General features: G+C 59.8%; 15 protein-coding genes and 1 pseudogene. 10 read left to right on the top strand and 6 right to left on the bottom strand.

All coding sequences use genetic code 11. The features are described from left to right. Positions 1-25 precede the first annotated feature (25 nt). From ACIQTS_RS08065 to sufU, 9 genes and pseudogenes are all read left to right on the top strand, one after another. A complete protein-coding gene (locus ACIQTS_RS08065; RefSeq protein WP_332499429.1) occupies positions 26-1,006 on the top strand; it encodes a ribose-phosphate diphosphokinase in 981 nt (326 codons plus the stop codon). Between the two features lie 174 nt (positions 1,007-1,180). Next, the gene (locus tag ACIQTS_RS08060; protein ID WP_332730949.1) at positions 1,181-1,648 is read left to right on the top strand and encodes a hypothetical protein; all 468 of its coding nucleotides are present in this window, start codon (positions 1,181-1,183) and stop codon (positions 1,646-1,648) included. Continuing rightward, positions 1,608-1,940 (top strand): transcriptional regulator, encoded by a 333-nt coding sequence (locus tag ACIQTS_RS08055; protein WP_332594716.1) that lies wholly within the window; start codon positions 1,608-1,610, stop codon positions 1,938-1,940. The genes ACIQTS_RS08060 and ACIQTS_RS08055 overlap by 41 nt, the downstream gene beginning before the upstream one ends. Positions 1,941-1,997: 57 nt before the next feature. Next, positions 1,998-2,183, top strand: a complete 186-nt coding sequence (locus tag ACIQTS_RS08050) for a hypothetical protein (protein ID WP_332594715.1) — start codon at positions 1,998-2,000, stop codon at positions 2,181-2,183. Positions 2,184-2,392: 209 nt separating this feature from the next. Further along, complete coding sequence (locus ACIQTS_RS08045; protein ID WP_402472538.1) at positions 2,393-2,893, top strand: hypothetical protein; 501 nt, start codon at positions 2,393-2,395, stop codon at positions 2,891-2,893. Positions 2,894-3,107: 214 nt separating this feature from the next. Beyond that, positions 3,108-3,380 (top strand): annotated as a pseudogene (locus ACIQTS_RS08040) (50S ribosomal protein L25); the annotation flags it as partial. A 42-nt stretch (positions 3,381-3,422) separates the two neighbouring features. Further along, on the top strand, positions 3,423-4,004 hold the full coding sequence (gene pth, locus ACIQTS_RS08035; protein ID WP_105657104.1) for an aminoacyl-tRNA hydrolase: 582 nt from the start codon (positions 3,423-3,425) through the stop codon (positions 4,002-4,004). Between the two features lie 257 nt (positions 4,005-4,261). Then, on the top strand, positions 4,262-5,554 hold the full coding sequence (locus ACIQTS_RS08030) for a SufS family cysteine desulfurase (protein WP_332504545.1): 1,293 nt from the start codon (positions 4,262-4,264) through the stop codon (positions 5,552-5,554). Then, positions 5,555-6,007 (top strand): Fe-S cluster assembly sulfur transfer protein SufU, encoded by a 453-nt coding sequence (gene sufU / locus ACIQTS_RS08025; RefSeq protein ID WP_105657105.1) that lies wholly within the window; start codon positions 5,555-5,557, stop codon positions 6,005-6,007. Between the two features lie 80 nt (positions 6,008-6,087). Here the strand turns inward: sufU and nhaA are convergent, their stop codons facing one another. Continuing rightward, entirely contained in the window at positions 6,088-7,437 is a 1,350-nt protein-coding gene (gene nhaA, locus ACIQTS_RS08020; protein WP_332487852.1) for a Na+/H+ antiporter NhaA, read from the bottom strand. A 170-nt stretch (positions 7,438-7,607) separates the two neighbouring features. Then, positions 7,608-8,102, bottom strand: coding sequence for a DUF2505 domain-containing protein (locus ACIQTS_RS08015; RefSeq protein WP_105657107.1), 495 nt, complete (start codon positions 8,100-8,102; stop codon positions 7,608-7,610). Positions 8,103-8,342: 240 nt separating this feature from the next. Between ACIQTS_RS08015 and mfd the strand changes: the two genes are divergently transcribed. Next, the gene (mfd, locus tag ACIQTS_RS08010; RefSeq protein WP_402472534.1) at positions 8,343-11,957 is read left to right on the top strand and encodes a transcription-repair coupling factor; all 3,615 of its coding nucleotides are present in this window, start codon (positions 8,343-8,345) and stop codon (positions 11,955-11,957) included. Positions 11,958-12,017: 60 nt separating this feature from the next. Here mfd and ACIQTS_RS08005 read toward each other — a convergent pair whose 3' ends face one another. From ACIQTS_RS08005 to ACIQTS_RS07990, 4 genes are all read right to left on the bottom strand, one after another. Next, positions 12,018-12,512, bottom strand: coding sequence for a tetratricopeptide repeat protein (locus tag ACIQTS_RS08005; RefSeq protein ID WP_332487848.1), 495 nt, complete (start codon positions 12,510-12,512; stop codon positions 12,018-12,020). Positions 12,513-12,596: 84 nt separating this feature from the next. Beyond that, positions 12,597-12,854: a hypothetical protein gene (locus ACIQTS_RS08000; protein WP_105657110.1), complete on the bottom strand. Its 258-nt coding sequence runs from the start codon at positions 12,852-12,854 to the stop codon at positions 12,597-12,599. Positions 12,855-12,889: 35 nt separating this feature from the next. After that, complete coding sequence (gene deoC / locus ACIQTS_RS07995; protein ID WP_400290567.1) at positions 12,890-13,576, bottom strand: deoxyribose-phosphate aldolase; 687 nt, start codon at positions 13,574-13,576, stop codon at positions 12,890-12,892. A gap of 59 nt (positions 13,577-13,635) precedes the next feature. After that, positions 13,636-15,366, bottom strand: coding sequence for a phospho-sugar mutase (locus ACIQTS_RS07990; protein ID WP_402472530.1), 1,731 nt, complete (start codon positions 15,364-15,366; stop codon positions 13,636-13,638). Positions 15,367-15,392 lie beyond the last annotated feature (26 nt).

Here is a 15,392-nt window from a genome sequence, read left to right as displayed (position 1 = left end):
CGAAGCGAGCGAGAAAGCAAACCCCATGAGTGAAATCAGCCATAACGTCGACAAGAAGCTGGTGCTGGCCACCGGTCGTGCGCACCCTGAGCTGGCTGCAGAAGTAGCCAAGGAACTCGACACCGAACTGCTGCCTTTGAACGCCTACGACTTCGCCAACGGCGAGATCTACGTGCGTTCGGATGAGTCGGTTCGCGGCAAGGACGTTTTCCTGCTGCAGTCCTACCCAGCACCAACGAACAACTGGCTGATGGAACAGCTGATCATGATTGACTCGATGAAGCGTGCTTCGGCCCGCCGCATCACTGTCGTGGCACCGTTCTACCCTTACGCACGCCAGGACAAGAAGGGCCGCGGCCGCGAGCCGATCTCGGCCCGCCTGGTTGCCGACCTGTTCAAGACCGCCGGTGCTGACCGCGTGATTTCCTGCGATCTGCACACCGCGCAGATCCAGGGCTTCTTCGACGGTCCGGTGGACCACCTGTTCGGCTTCCCGCTGCTGGCTGACTACATCAAGTCCAAGGTCGATGTAAATGAAGTCACCGTGGTTTCCCCTGACACCGGCCGCGTGCGCGTTGCCGAGCAGTGGGCAGATCGATTGGGCGGCACCCCGCTGGCCTTCGTCCACAAGTCCCGCGATCTGACCGTGCCTAACCAGGCCGAGTCCAAGACCGTGGTTGGCCAGGTGGAGGGCCGCATCGCGGTCCTGATCGACGACATGATCGACACCGGCGGAACCATCGCAGGCGCTGTGCGTGTGCTGAAGGAAGCTGGCGCCAAGGACGTCATCATCGCGGCTACCCACGCGGTCTTCTCGGATCCGGCTGCCCAGCGTTTGGCTGATTGCGGTGCCCGCGAGGTTGTTGTCACCAACACCCTGCCAATCCCTGAAGAGAAGCGTTTCGAGAACCTGACCGTGCTCTCGATTGCCCCGACGATCGCCCGCGCGATCTCGGAAGTATTCCACGACGGTTCGGTCACGAACCTGTTTGACGGCCGCGCCTAGCAGCCCTCGTTTCGCAAAGCCTCTGGCCGGCACCTTCGGGTGCCGGCCAGAGGCGGTTAAGCGATCATTGACAGTGCCCGTAAGAGGAACCTTTTGCGGAACGAATGCCACTCAGATGATCGCCATGACAATTCAGGGTTGCTCAACCATAAGGAAAGTGATTGACTTTACTGCATGGAAAGTCAGTCGGAGAACGCTCAGAGTTCGGAATCAGTGCGCCAGTCGCTTCGGGCGATCAGTGCAGACCGTGCCCGGATCGGCGAAAAAGTCACGGCGGAAACGTGGTGGACCGCACCAGCGCAGGGCCTGGGCGCTGCGCTTATCATCATGGTCCCTGCTCTCGGGCTGGAATGGGTATGGTTGCCTCTGGTGCTAAGTATCGGGATCTTCGTCGGTGTTGAGGTGCTTTTCCGCAAACGCAGCGGCCTAGGTATCACCCGCCCAGCCGGTCCGCGTGGGCTCTGGATATTGATTGCACTAATGATGATTTTCTTCTTTGCGCTAATGATCAGCCTAGTGCTCACACTGCTCGGTCAGATCGGCTGGGTTCTCGCCCTAGCAGTTACGACAGGTGCAGCTACAGCGCTCATCGTCGTGCAGTATGACCGCGCTTATGCTGCTGAGGTGTATCGTGCGGGCTGAGCCTTGCTTCAATGAGGCGATCCACGCACCAACCCGGCTGCGCCTCTGTGCAATGCTGCGTCCGCTGGCCGAGGCGGACTTCACTACCATTGCCACAACACTCGAGCTCAGCGAAGCAAACCTATCTAAGACCGTAAAAAATCTTGTCGAAATCGGTTATCTCGTCACTAGCAAGCAGGCTTCCCCGCTACGCAAGGATGCTCGCCAGACGACGACGGTCAAGCTCACAGCCCAAGGGCGGAGGGCCTTCGACGGGCACTTAGCTGCTCTGCGAGCGATGGCGGGCGACTAGGGCACGTCTCCCAAAGCGACGTTGATCTGCTATTAACTAATCTGCGAGACTGAACCAATGTCTAGGACTGAAGCCTTTGAACTGTCCGGACTAGTGTGTGCCTTCGCCGCAGCACTGCTGTTGATCGGATTACAAGTCGGAATTGAACCGACAACGCTTGGAATTCTTATCGCCGTCAGTAGCAACGCTGGGTTACCTGTCGACAAATGGCTAAGAGAAAAAATGGCCGCTCCCAAAAAGTAGATGCCTCGTTTTCAGTTCGCGTGAAAGCATCTCGTAAGCCGTTCGTCATACGGGACATATGTGATCTTGACTCGGCTAATTTTTGAAACTCCGAGTTTTCAAAGATTTCAGATTGCCATATACTCCGCCCGAGAAAATGCCGGTGAAGGTGCCTTATGCGGACACGGAAAACTATTATTTATGGTGGTTCAAGCACCAGGAGAGGCAGCATGGAATTTGGAATACGCCAGATCGCTGTGGGAGGGCTGGAACGCGGTGAGCTACTGCAACGCATGGTCCTAGCAGGGGTTCAGCTTAACGACTACGCCAAAATGCTGTTAGCCCACCGGATTTTCAATGAGGTTGTGCCGGCGAACAACCTCCCCCTGATAAGCCGCAATCTGCAACAGCTGGGCTTGGACGCCGGAGCAACATTGCCCCGGATATTCGAGCGCGCCGTCAGCAGGGGAATGCAGCTATGCCCCGCCATGACCGGCCCGTATCTGCGACTGGATTTTCTGGACCAAGCGTCTTCCAGCCATTCAGTGCTCAGTGATGGGAAGAAGCCGGCTGATTCGTTGACCGTCGCTTCCGCGGCACCCGGCAATCAGGAATTCCCGCGCGGATTCTATCTGCGGATGGTGGATGGAGTGCCGTGGCTGCGCGGTTATCGCTGCGATGACGCCCACGGCTTTACGCTGGACGATACTTTTATTTTCCAAAGCCGTTGAGCGGAATCCAGGAATAGTGGCGTTCGCTACAGGTTTTCCCGTTGGCGATGGCAGCTGGTAGAATTGTTGACTGTGCCCAGGCGAGGGAAACACCAGCAATGGTGGGACCGTTATCGACAAGGCCGGAAAAGCTCTTTCATCTCCTAGATGTTGGATGCTTCCCGAGTCCACGCAAGGGCCTTAACGAAGCATTCATTTCCTAAGGAGAATTATCATGGCATCTGTCAACCTTGACGCCGTTGTACGTAGCGATTTCGGCAAGGGCGCTGCCCGCCAGGCTCGCCGCGATGGCCAGATCCCAGCAGTTGTCTACGGTGCAGGCTCCGAGCCACAGCACGTACTGCTTCCAGGCCGCGAAACCACCCTGGCCGTTCGCGACCGCGGTGTTGAGCTGGTTCTGAACATCGAAGGCAAGACCGTGAAGACCACCATCAAGGACATCCAGATCCACGCGCTGAACCGCACCGTTGATCACATGGACCTGATCATCGCTGCCTAATTACAGCGAACTAGGTTTTAGCTGAGCGTCATGAGTGATGGAACTTGGCTCGTAGCCGGACTCGGGAACCCCGGGTCCGGCTACGCTGGCAATAGACACAATATCGGGCAGATGGTGCTCGATGAGCTGGCTCATCGAGTCGGCTCGAAATTCAAGACCCACTCCTCGCGTTCCCAGGTTGTCGAAGGACGCATGGGGGTTGGCGGTCCACGCATCGTGCTGGCCAAGCCCATGGTTTTCATGAATCTTTCGGGCGGGCCGGTAGCTAACGCGGCGAAGTTCTTCGGCATCGATGCCGCCCGGCTGATTGTCGTGCACGACGAGATCGACATTCCCTTCGATACCATCAAGCTCAAGCGCGGTGGCGGTGAAGGCGGGCATAACGGCCTGCGGGATATCTCAAAGGCCATGGGCTCCAAGGACTACCTGCGCGTGCGCGCAGGCGTTGGGCGCCCTCCGGGCCGCATGGATACTGCCAAATGGGTTTTGCAGGACTTCTCCAAGACCGAAAAGGCCGATCTTCCGTTTCTGATCGACAATTGCGCTGACGCAGTGGAATTGCTGATGAACTCGGGATTGGAAGCTGCCCAGGCAAAATTCCATATCAGCTGACCGCTGATCCCTATGGGGCGCGGTGAAGCCAAGTGGGGACCGCTGGGGACTTGAACGGTCCGCAGCGGTCCTCGACTTCATTAAATTAAGAAAGCTATGGACCGAGGCGTTCCTTACTAAGGCCTAACTTAGATGTGCTTCGAGGCCCGGAGTGGAATAATTACCCAATGTACCCCTTGCCTAATAGGCCTGTGACGATTCTTTGCCACGGCCTGCCGGGCATCCATGACAATTATTCGGAGGACCACGTGCACACGATGACCGGTCAGCCAGAAGCCCTTGAGGCGTTGACAGCTGGAGAAGTTGAGCGCATCAAGGCCGACTTTGAAATTCTGGAGCACCAAGTCAACGGCGTTGACGTTGTGTACCTGGACTCCGGCGCCACCAGCCAGAAGCCGCGTTGCGTCTATGAAGCCGAGCAGCACTACTACGAGAACGCCAACGCAGCAGTACACCGCGGTGCGCATTCCTTGGCAGTTGAAGCGACCGAGATCTATGAGGAAGCCCGCGAGAAGGTCGCCAAGTTCATCGGTGCACGCACCAACGAACTGGTGTGGACTGCTAATGCCACCGAAGCGCTGAACCTGATCAGCTACTCGATGTCCAATGCCTCCTTGGGGCGCGGGGGAGAGGCCGCGGCCCGATTCCGCTTGGGCCCGGGCGATGAAATCCTCACCACCGAACTTGAACACCACGCGAACCTGATCCCGTGGCAGGAACTGGCTTTCCGCACCGGTGCTACGCTGCGTTACGTGCCAGTCACCGAAGACGGTGCACTGCGCTACGAATTGCTTGATGAGCTGGTTACCGAGAAAACCAAGCTCGTTGCCTTCACCCACGTTTCGAATGTGCTGGGCACCATCACCGATACCCAGAAGTTCGTTGACGCTGCCCGCGAGGTCGGCGCCCTGACCGTGCTGGACGGATGCCAGTCCGTGCCTCACCTGCCGGTCGACGTGAAAGCCCTGGACGTTGACTTCATGGCCTTCTCCGGCCACAAGATGCTCGGCCCAACCGGAATCGGCGCACTCTACGGGCGTGAAGAACTGCTCAACGCAATGCCACCGTTCCTCACGGGTGGATCGATGATCACCGTGGTGGACATGGAGCACGCAGAGTACATGCCATCGCCGCAGCGTTTCGAGGCCGGTACCCAGCGCATCGCCCAGACCCACGGCCTGGCTACCGCAGTCAGCTACCTGGATGAAATCGGCATGGGCCGTATCGCGGCCTGGGAAGAGCACCTCGGAGCGATGCTCTATGAGGGCATCTCGAAAATCGAAGGCGTGCGCGTTTTCGGTCCGGCCGACGCGCAGCGTATCGGTACTGTCCCGTTTGAAGTGATCGGGGTGCACCCGCATGATGTCGGCCAGTACCTCGACTCGCGCGGCATTGCGGTACGCGTGGGCCACCACTGTGCGCAGCCGCTGCACCGCGCCCTGGGCGTGAATTCCACGACCCGCGCCAGCACCTATCTGTACAACACGGAAGAAGACATCAAGGCCCTGCTTGAGGCCTTGAGCTCCGTGCGCGAATACTTTGGAGTTTAAATGAACGAATTGGATCAGCTATACCAACAGGTCATCTTGGACCACTCGAAGCGCCGCATCGGTTCGCCGCTGGTCGAGACCACCGAAGGATTGCTGCACGGCGAGTCCCACCAGCACAACCCGATCTGCGGCGACCAGATCCGTGTCCGCGTAGAGCTCGATGACCAGGAGCATTTCACTTCGATGAGCTGGGAAGGCGATGGCTGCTCCATCTCCATGGCCTCTGCTTCGGTGCTGGCCGAGATGCTGCCTGAACTGACCAAGGAAGAATTTCTTGGAAAGCGGGACTATTTCCGCGAGATGATGCGCTCCAAGGGAAACTTCCAGCCGGATGAAGAGGTGCTGGAAGACGCCGCTGCCTTCGTCGGCGTCTCCAAGTTCCCCGCACGCGTCAAGTGCGCAATGCTCGCTTGGGTGGCCGCTGAGGTCGCGATGCACGAGGCCCGCAAGTAATAGCAAAACCAAACAGCTCGGGCGCCGGCTTCCACATGTGAAAGCCGGCGCCCGAGCTATTTCTTCAGGATTCCAGAAGGCTACCTTCCTTCGTCGTCCTGCTGGTACACATCAGGGATGCCATCCTTATCGGCATCGCGGGTCTCTCGCTCGTGCAGGACCTTGTATCGGCGGTTACGGGGAATCAGCCACAGGGCACCGAGGATCGCTGCAATGAATGAACCAGCCAGGATTGCTACCTTGGCATGCTCATAGTGCGCCGACTCCAAGCCGAAGGACAGTTCGGAAACCAGCAGGGATACGGTGAAACCGATACCTGCCAGCAACGTGACGCCCAGGATGTCGCCCCAGCGGGCGTCCTTGTCCAGCGAGGCCTTGGTGAACCGGGTCAGCAGCCAGGTCGAGCCCATGATGCCGATCGGCTTGCCGAGCACCAGACCCAGAACGATGCCCCAGAACACTGGATCGGTGAGCAGGCCGCCGCTGCCTTTTTCAGGGGAAAACACGGTCACGCCAGCGGCGAAGAAGGCGAAAATGGGAATGCAGAAGCCGGAGGACAGCGGGCGGAAACGGTGCTCGAATCGTTCAGCCAGGCCGATGCCTTCACGGCCATCGGTGCGCTTGACCGGGACACAGAAGCCCAAGACCACACCGGCGATGGTGGCGTGGATGCCGGAGCCGAAGACGAAGATCCAGGTAATGACACCCAGCGGCAGCAGGATTGCCCACGCGGCCCAAGCGCGCTTGGCGAAGAACTTGCCAAGGAAACGGGCAAGGACCGTGAAGAGAATGATGGGGATCAGCGACAGGCCCAGGTAGGACAGCTTCAGGTCATCGGTGAATACGACGGCGATAATGACAATAGCGATCAGGTCATCGACTACAGCCAGAGTCAGCAGGAAGATGCGCAGCGCTGCGGGAAGCGCCGAACCAATCACCGCGAGCACAGCCACGGCGAACGCAATGTCTGTTGCGGTTGGAATGGCCCAGCCACGCAACAACTCACCGCCACCGGACATGGAAGCGATAGCGACAAAGATCAATGCCGGCACCAGCACGCCGCCAAAAGCGGCCGCTACCGGTACGGCTGCCGTTTTCGCATTGCGCAGGTCGCCAATGACGAATTCTTTTTTCAGCTCCAAGCCGGTCAAGAAGAAGAACACTGCCAGCAGTGCATCGGCAGCCCAGTGGCCGATGGACAGGTTCAGATCCACACCGAAAAGGGTCGGTCCGAAGTGGAAATCACGCAGAGCGAAGTAGGACTCGCGCAACGGGGTGTTAGCCCAAACCAACGCCAGCAAAGCGCCGGCGATGAGAACCATGCCGCCGACGGTTTCCTTGCGCAGGATGTCGCCGATACGGATAGATTCTTTATAGCTGGGGCGCGAAAACAGGTTCTTGCTGGAACCCGAAGACGGAGTTTGGGTCATACGTGTAACTCGCTTACTTCGTTAAATGGATACTTCTCGCCGACCAGACTTCCCGGCACACCTGTCTTTAACCCTAGCGCCAACAGTGCTTCAGAGCACAAATCCCCGGACGCTTTGCGAGAAATCGCACGTCCGGGGATTGAATGTGAAACGTAACTATTCGGAGTGGCTTATTTCGAAAGCCAGGCATTGACCTGAGCAGCCTGCAAATTCAGTGCCTTGCCCAGGTAAGGCTCCGCAGCCGAAGCCAACTTGCCGCCGATGAATGGAATCGACGAGGAAACCTTGGCGTCAATGGAGAACTCGGAAGTTTCGCCCTGGGCCTTGAGCTGTTCGGTGCCGCTGACGGTCACCGGAACACCGGCAACGGAGATCTTTACCGTAGCCGAGCGGTTGCCGGCAGCATCTGGGGCCGTCCACTGGTCTACCTGGGTGATCTCGATGGTCGCGCCAACGAACTTGCGGGCGATATCCGGAACGCGATCGGTGGGGACCGAACGAACGGTGGTCACGGTGAAGGCGCCTGCGGTATCGCCGTTCACGGAGAAATCGGTCAAGGAACCGTTGGCGACCTTGGTCAGGTGCTCGGCAAAGCCACGATCGCTAAGCGTAGCGATGACCTGGTCTGCAGGGTGGGCGATCTGAGTGCTTGCGTTCAATGCCATGAAAGCTAATCCCAATCTGGAAATCTAAGTGGCCGGGCAACGAAATCGCAGGCCCGGCAACGGACAGTATTAACACTATCTGCAAAGCCGCATTGGGTAGGCTAGGACTGCACCCAAAACAGCATATTGACGTTTCCGGCCGTGGAAAAACATTTACGGTCGGCGTTCGTGGTGTCGTTTCGACGTAATACAGTATGAATGCACCCGGCCAAGCGTCTGCATGAGAGGACCCGAACCCCCATGAGCCTAAGCGGACTTCATGATTTCCTGCGCGAGGAACCTTCCTTCAGGCGCATTGGGCAAAGCGCAGCTCATGACTACCCGACGCGCAGCGAAGAGCTGGAAATCGCGGCCCCGCAGGGCATGCGGCCGATCCTCTCGGCGCATATCAGCCAGGCGCTGCGTGACAGCAAGCATTCGGGGGTGACGCTCATCGTCACCGCGACCGGCCGTGAAGCAGAAGAAATCTCCAGCTCACTGGGTGCCTACCTCCCGGCAGGCCAGATCGCCGAGTTCCCTTCCTGGGAAACCTTGCCCCATGAACGCTTGTCGCCACGAAGCGATACCGTGGGACGCCGCCTGGAAGTGCTGCGCCGCCTGCACGACCGGGATGAGAGCCTAAACATCATCATTGCTCCAATTCGTGCCGTGCTGCAGCCGTTGGTCGCCGGCCTTGGCGAATTGCGCCCGGTCATCCTGGAACTGGATGCCGAGCCGGGCTTCGATAAAGTCATCAAGGACCTGGCTGCTGCGGCTTATGCCCGAGTGGACATGGTGACGCACCGCGGCGAGTTTGCGGTGCGTGGTGGCATCATCGATGTTTTCCCGCCGACATTGGACCATCCGGTCCGCATTGATTTCTTCGGGGACCAGATCGACTCGATGCGATTCTTCGCCATCGCAGATCAGCGGTCCACTGATGATCCCGGTCCCACCCGGATCATTGCCACGCCCTGCCGTGAAATGCTCATCACCCCGCAGGTGATGAGCCGGGCAGCGAATCTGAAGAACCATTTCCCGGCGGCCCAGGAAATGCTCACCAAGATTGCCGGCGGCATCGCTGTTGAAGGCATGGAATCCTTGGCTCCGCTGCTGGTGGACAAGATGGTTCCGCTGCTGTCCTTGTTGCCGGAATCGTCCATTGCGCTGGTGATGGAGCCAGAGCGCGTGCGCGCCCGCGCGCATGACCTGAACGCCACCAATGCCGAATTCCTGGCTGCCGCGTGGGCTTCGGCTTCGGATGGAGCCAGCGCTCCGTTGGATCTGACCACCGCGGATTCCGAGCGAAAGCTGGCTACCGGTGATTTTGCCTCGCTGGCAGAAACCGTAGAACACGCACAGGCCGCCAAGGTTTCCTGGTGGGCTATTACCTCCCTGGGTGCCGATGACGAGCTGGATTTGGGCGCGGCCACCATCCGTGTCCCGGCCCGTGAACCGCACGGCTACCAGGGCGACATCGAGGCGATGATGGAATTCATCGCAGGACGAGTCAAGGACCAATGGCGTTTCGTCGTGGCTACCGAGGGGCCCGGCCCGGCAGCCCGCCTTTCGGAGCTTTTCGCCGAGTTCAAGATCCCGGCACACAGGGTGGATGACCTGTCCGCGGAACCCACCGCTGGACTGATCGAGATCACCCAGGCCACCGCCGGCCGCGGGTTTGTCTTCGAGGAACTGAAGCTGGGCCTGCTCACCGAAGCAGATTTGCTGGGCCGCTCCAGCGCGTACCCGAACCGCAAGGGCCGCAAGCTGACGGTCAAGCGCAAGCGCAATGCCGTTGATCCGCTGAGCCTGCAAGCCGGGGACTACATCGTCCACGAACAGCACGGCATCGGCAAGTTCGTCGAGCTGATGGCCCGCAAGGTCAATGGCTCGGGCAAGGACGCCAAGCGCGAGTACCTGGTGGCGGAGTACGCCTCTTCCAAGCGCGGAGCCCCGGGGGACCGTCTGTTCGTCCCGATGGACCAGCTGCATATGGTCACCCGGTATGTCGGCGGCGAAGCTCCGACCTTGTCCAAAATGGGCGGTTCGGACTGGGCCAGCACCAAGTCCAAGGCGCGCAAGGCCGTCAAGGAAATTGCTGGCGACCTGATTAAGCTCTACTCGGCTCGCATGGCCAGCCGTGGCCACGCCTTCGCATCAGACACCCCGTGGCAGAACGAGCTGGAGGAAGCCTTCGCGTTCATCGAGACTCCGGATCAGCTCACCGCCATCAACGAGGTGAAATCCGATATGGAGAAGGAAATCCCGATGGACCGGTTGATTTCCGGTGACGTGGGCTTTGGCAAAACCGAAATCGCGGTTCGCGCCGCCTTCAAGGCCGTCCAGGACTCCAAGCAGGTTGCCGTGCTGGTTCCTACCACCCTGCTGGCTTCCCAGCACCACCAGACCTTCACCGAACGCTATTCGGGCTTCCCAGTCCGCGTGAAGACCCTCTCGCGTTTCCAGAGCGCCAAGGAATCGAAGGAAATCCTGGCCGGCCTCAAGGACGGCAGCGTGGACATTGTCATCGGCACCCACCGCCTGCTCTCCAAGAACGTGGAGTTCAAGAATCTGGGCCTGGTCATCATTGACGAGGAACAGCGCTTCGGAGTGGAGCACAAGGAAGAGCTCAAGAAGATGCGCACCAACGTGGATGTGCTGGCGATGAGCGCCACCCCGATCCCGCGTACCTTGGAGATGTCGCTGACCGGCATCCGCGAAACCTCCACCTTGGCGACCCCGCCCGAAGAACGCCATCCGGTGCTGACCTACGTGGGTCCACGCAGCGACAAGCAGATTTCCGCGGCCATCAAGCGTGAGCTGATGCGCGATGGCCAGGTGTTCTTCGTGCACAACCGGGTCAGCTCCATTGAGCGGGTAGCTGCCGAATTGCGCGAACTGGCCCCCGAAGCGCGCGTGGAGGTAGCGCACGGCAAGATGAGCGAATCCCGGCTGGAGCGGATCATCCAGGACTTCTGGGAGAAGAAATTCGACGTGCTGGTCTCCACCACCATCATCGAAACCGGCCTGGATATTTCCAATGCGAACACGCTGATTGTGGACCGCGCGAACAACTACGGCCTGTCCCAGCTGCACCAGCTGCGCGGGCGCGTAGGGCGCGGCCGTGAGCGTGCCTACGCCTACTTCCTGTGGGATGTAGAGAAACCGCTGGGGGAGGTCGCCCTGGAGCGCCTGAAAGCCGTTGCCGCGCACAACGAGCTTGGCTCCGGCTACCAGCTGGCCATGAAGGACCTGGAACTGCGTGGAGCCGGTAATCTGCTGGGTGGCGAGCAGTCCGGGCATATCGCCGGTGTGGGCTTCGACTTGTACCTGCGCCTGGTAGGCGAGGCCGTGGCCGATTACAAGGGCGAAGGCGAGGAAGAAGCCGCCGAGATGAAGATTGACCTGCCGGTCAATGCCCACCTGCCACACGACTATGTACCTGGTGAACGACTGCGTTTGGAAGCCTATCGCAACATTGCCCAGGCCGAGACCGACGAGGCGCTGGGTGAAGTCCGCGATGAGCTGGTGGATCGCTATGGCAAGCTTCCAACTCCGGTGGAGAACCTCATGCGCGTGGCGGCCCTGCGTATTCGCGCGCGTGCTGCGGGGCTGCGTGATATCCAGCAGGTCGGCAACCACATCAAGCTGGCTCCGGCCAGAATTGAAGACCTGCCAGCTTCGCGCCAGGTGCGCTTGGAACGCCTGTACCCGGGGGCTGCGAACAAGCCGGCGCTGAATTCGATCTTCATCCCGAAGCCCAAGACCTCGCCCATTGGCGGACGGGACTTGGCCGACGGGGAGATCCTGGAGTGGGCGGAGAAGCTGCTCTACGCTATTTTCGAGCCAACACCCGCACCGGCAGCAAAGGACTGATTCGGTTGAACTCGCGGGCCAGTAGCATGCCTTTTCCGGCAGGCTGCTGGCCGGCGTTTGCTACCGCTGGCCCGAGGCCGCAGGCGAGGCCAGTTCTCCGGCGTAGCCCTTGATCGCCCGGGCGTAGAGCGAGGCATGGCGCGCTAATGCGCTGACCGCCAGCTGGACCGCTTCGGTGGATTGCCCGGCATCGTGCAAGGCCAGAACCAGGAAGGCCTGGGCGTCGGTAAAGATCGGTGAATCGGCAGTGATCTGCTGCAACAGTTCGATGGACTGGGTGTACTGCCCGAGATTGCGCAGCGTGCTGGCTAGCTGGAGCAGCGCTTCATCGTGCCTTGGCGCTTCCAGCCCAGCTTCCAGTGCCGCCCGGTAGGGGTCGACCGCTTGTTCTTCTTCCCCTAGGTAGTCGTGCAGGGACGCGACCTCGAAGAGCACCCGCGGATCCTGCGGATCCTTGCCCTGCACCAGGAGTGCCAGTTCGGTGCGCAACTGTTCAGGGCGTTTGCCATTGGCTGAGTTCCAGAACTCTTCGATGCGCTGATCCCATGATTCCATGGGGCCAGTCTAAGCGAGGCAAGGAAGCTTAAACGCAAGAGAGGGAAACCCGGACACGGGTTTCCCTCTCTTGAAAAGTTCTAATTAATTCTGGTGGGCATTAGCTGCCGCAACCAGATCCTCAGCCTTTTCCGCGCGACCCATCAGGTGCATCGGGATAGCGAAAGCCAAGAACATCAGAGCGAAGCTGACCAGGGTCGGCCACCAAGCAACCTCAAGGGTCCAGTAGCCCAAGGTGTAGACGCCAGCCGAGAACATCACGAAGAAGATCACGAGGTTGACGATATTGCCGACAAGGCGGCCTTCACCGGAATGGGCAGTGTTCTTGCCGTTCGAGTACACTTTTTCTCCTTGGGAAAACGGATTGGTGCGATTTCCTAGTAGCTGGAACCGCTTTGCTCTCCCTCTAGGATAGCAACTCCTGAGCTAGAACCTAGCCGGGTCGCACCGGCCGCAATCATGGCCCGCGCGGTTTCAACACTGCGAACGCCGCCCGAGGCCTTGACACCCATTTCCGGGCCGACGGTCTTGCGCATCAGCTCGACGTCTTCGACGGTCGCGCCGCCGGTGGAGAAACCGGTGGAAGTCTTGACGAAATCAGCGCCAGCGGCCTTTGCGGCCTCGCAGGCCAGGACCTTGGCTTCCTCGGTGAGCAAGCAGGTTTCGATGATGACCTTCAAGATGGCTCCACCTTCATGCGCGGCCTGCGCAATGGCGAAGATCTCGTTGACCAAGGCATCCCGATCGCCACGCAGGGCGGCGGCAACGTCGATCACCATGTCGATTTCGTTGGCACCGTCTGCAACTGCGTGCTTGGTTTCGAATACCTTGGTATCGGTGGCCGAGGCACCCAGCGGGAAACCGATGACCGAACAGGTCAGTACGTCCGAGCCTTCCAGCTCGCGCGAAACGGTGGAAACCCACAACGGGTTGACGCAGACCGACTTGAAGCCGTACTTCTTGGCTTCGTCGCAGATCTGCACAACTTGTTCGCGGGAAGCATTCTGAGCCAACAGGGTGTGATCGATGTAGCTTGCGATCTCGCGGGCGCTTAGTTCAGTCATCATTTCCTCTAACAATAAAGATTTCAATCATTTCAAATGAAGGTCTCGAAGGGGTAAGCCTAGTTGGCATTCAGGTAAGCTGCCAATTCATCCTTGATTGCCAAGACCTGCGCGGTAGCGCGTTTGCGGGCTTCAGGGACCTCGGCCAGATCATCGACCGGCTCAATAGTTTCCAAGTAGCACTTGAGTTTCGGTTCCGTTCCCGAGGGCCGAACGATCACGCGGGCACCGGAAAATGTATGCAAGACCATGGCGTTGGTCGCAGGGAGCGTCTCGGTGCCCCTGGACAGGTCGGTCACCTCGGAAACCTCGGAGCCGCCCAGCGAGGCCGGAGCGTTCTTGCGGATCTTTTCCATGAGCACCGGGATCTGCGCCAAGTCGGTGAAGCGCAGGGACAGCTGGTCGGTGACGTGCACGCCATGCTTGGCGGCCAGTTCATCCAGGCGGTCCGGGATGGAGCTGCCCGAGGCCTTCAACTGCGCAGCCAGATCGGCCAGGACGATCCCGGCAGAAATCCCGTCTTTGTCGCGCACCAGTTCCGGGGCTACGCAATAGCCCAAGGCTTCTTCGTAGCCGTAGCCCAGGTCCTCAACGCGTGAGATCCACTTGAATCCGGTCAAGGTTTCTTCGTGCTCGCGTCCGGCGTCCTTGGCGATGGCTGCCAGCATGCGCGAAGACACGATGGAATTGGCCAATTTCTTGCCCTCTGGCAAGGTCTTGGAGACCTGGTCTCCCAGCAGCCAACCTACCTCATCGCCGCGCAGCATCCGCCAGCTGCCGCCGTCGAGGATGGCTGCCGCGCAACGGTCGGCATCGGGGTCATTGGCAATGACCAGATCAGCACCGACCGTGCGGGCCAGTTCCAGCGACAGGTCGATGGCCCCTGGCTCCTCGGGGTTAGGGAACTTCACGGTAGGGAAGAGCGGATCGGGGTGTTCCTGCTCAACGACCATGTGCACGTCGTCGAAACCAGCGTTCAGCAGGGCTTGGCGCATGGTGTGGCCACCCACGCCGTGCATTGCCGAAACCACAATTCGCAGATTCTTGCGTACCAGGCCCTGCGGCTGGTTAGCTTCGATGATCGGGTGGATGGAAGCGAGATAGGCTGCCTCGATATCGCCTTCTTCGCCTGGGGCCGGGAGCACTTCCCAACCGGACTGTGCCAGCGGGATCTGCGGCACTGGCTGGTCATGGTCAATCAAGGAAGCTATCTGCGCATCGATGGGGGAGACGATCTGGGCCCCGCGGCCCGACGCATCGGTGATCCTGCCGCCCACGTATACCTTGTAGCCGTTGTCCCGCGGAGGGTTGTGGCTGGCGGTCACCATGACGCCGGCTTCCGCGCTGAATTCACGAACGGCCCAAGCCAGCACCGGGGTCGGCAAGGCCGAGGGCATCAGCAGCACCTCGAAACCGGCAGCGGCGAAGACGGCGGCTGAATCCTTGGCGAAGGCATCCGAGTTGAAACGGGCATCGAATCCGATGACGACCTTCGGGACATATCCGCCGTTGGCCTTTTCGCCCAGAAAACGCGCGATGCCCGCAGCGGTGCGCAGGACCACCACACGGTTCATGCGCATCGGGCCGGCGCCCAATTCGGCACGCAGGCCTGCGGTGCCGAATTCCAGGACGCCGCTGAAGCGGTCGGCGATGTCCTCGAAGGCCAGCGCGTCGCCGTCGGTGACGCGCTGGATCAGTAATTGCAGTTCTTCCTGCGTTTGCGGATCGGGATCCTGGGCTGCCCATTGGCCCGCCGCATCGAGCAACTGGATTTTCTGCGTGTGATTCACTGATTTCCCTTCGAAGGACACTGACT

Source organism: Glutamicibacter sp. NPDC090743, assembly GCF_044769125.1.
GTDB lineage: Bacteria > Actinomycetota > Actinomycetes > Actinomycetales > Micrococcaceae > Glutamicibacter.
This window is presented reverse-complemented; position numbering and strand designations above follow the sequence as displayed.

Bases quoted from the DNA above. Each gene is read 5' to 3' on its own strand.
- ACIQTS_RS08065 (WP_332499429.1), top strand. From the start codon at position 26: ATGAGTGAAATCAGCCATAACGTCGACAAGAAGCTGGTGCTGGCCACC.
- ACIQTS_RS08060 (WP_332730949.1), top strand. From the start codon at position 1,181: ATGGAAAGTCAGTCGGAGAACGCTCAGAGTTCGGAATCAGTGCGCCAG.
- ACIQTS_RS08055 (WP_332594716.1), top strand. From the start codon at position 1,608: ATGACCGCGCTTATGCTGCTGAGGTGTATCGTGCGGGCTGAGCCTTGC.
- ACIQTS_RS08050 (WP_332594715.1), top strand. From the start codon at position 1,998: ATGTCTAGGACTGAAGCCTTTGAACTGTCCGGACTAGTGTGTGCCTTC.
- ACIQTS_RS08045 (WP_402472538.1), top strand. From the start codon at position 2,393: ATGGAATTTGGAATACGCCAGATCGCTGTGGGAGGGCTGGAACGCGGT.
- pth (WP_105657104.1), top strand. From the start codon at position 3,423: ATGAGTGATGGAACTTGGCTCGTAGCCGGACTCGGGAACCCCGGGTCC.
- ACIQTS_RS08030 (WP_332504545.1), top strand. From the start codon at position 4,262: ATGACCGGTCAGCCAGAAGCCCTTGAGGCGTTGACAGCTGGAGAAGTT.
- sufU (WP_105657105.1), top strand. From the start codon at position 5,555: ATGAACGAATTGGATCAGCTATACCAACAGGTCATCTTGGACCACTCG.
- nhaA (WP_332487852.1), bottom strand. From the start codon at position 7,437: ATGACCCAAACTCCGTCTTCGGGTTCCAGCAAGAACCTGTTTTCGCGC.
- ACIQTS_RS08015 (WP_105657107.1), bottom strand. From the start codon at position 8,102: ATGGCATTGAACGCAAGCACTCAGATCGCCCACCCTGCAGACCAGGTC.
- mfd (WP_402472534.1), top strand. From the start codon at position 8,343: ATGAGCCTAAGCGGACTTCATGATTTCCTGCGCGAGGAACCTTCCTTC.
- ACIQTS_RS08005 (WP_332487848.1), bottom strand. From the start codon at position 12,512: ATGGAATCATGGGATCAGCGCATCGAAGAGTTCTGGAACTCAGCCAAT.
- deoC (WP_400290567.1), bottom strand. From the start codon at position 13,576: ATGACTGAACTAAGCGCCCGCGAGATCGCAAGCTACATCGATCACACC.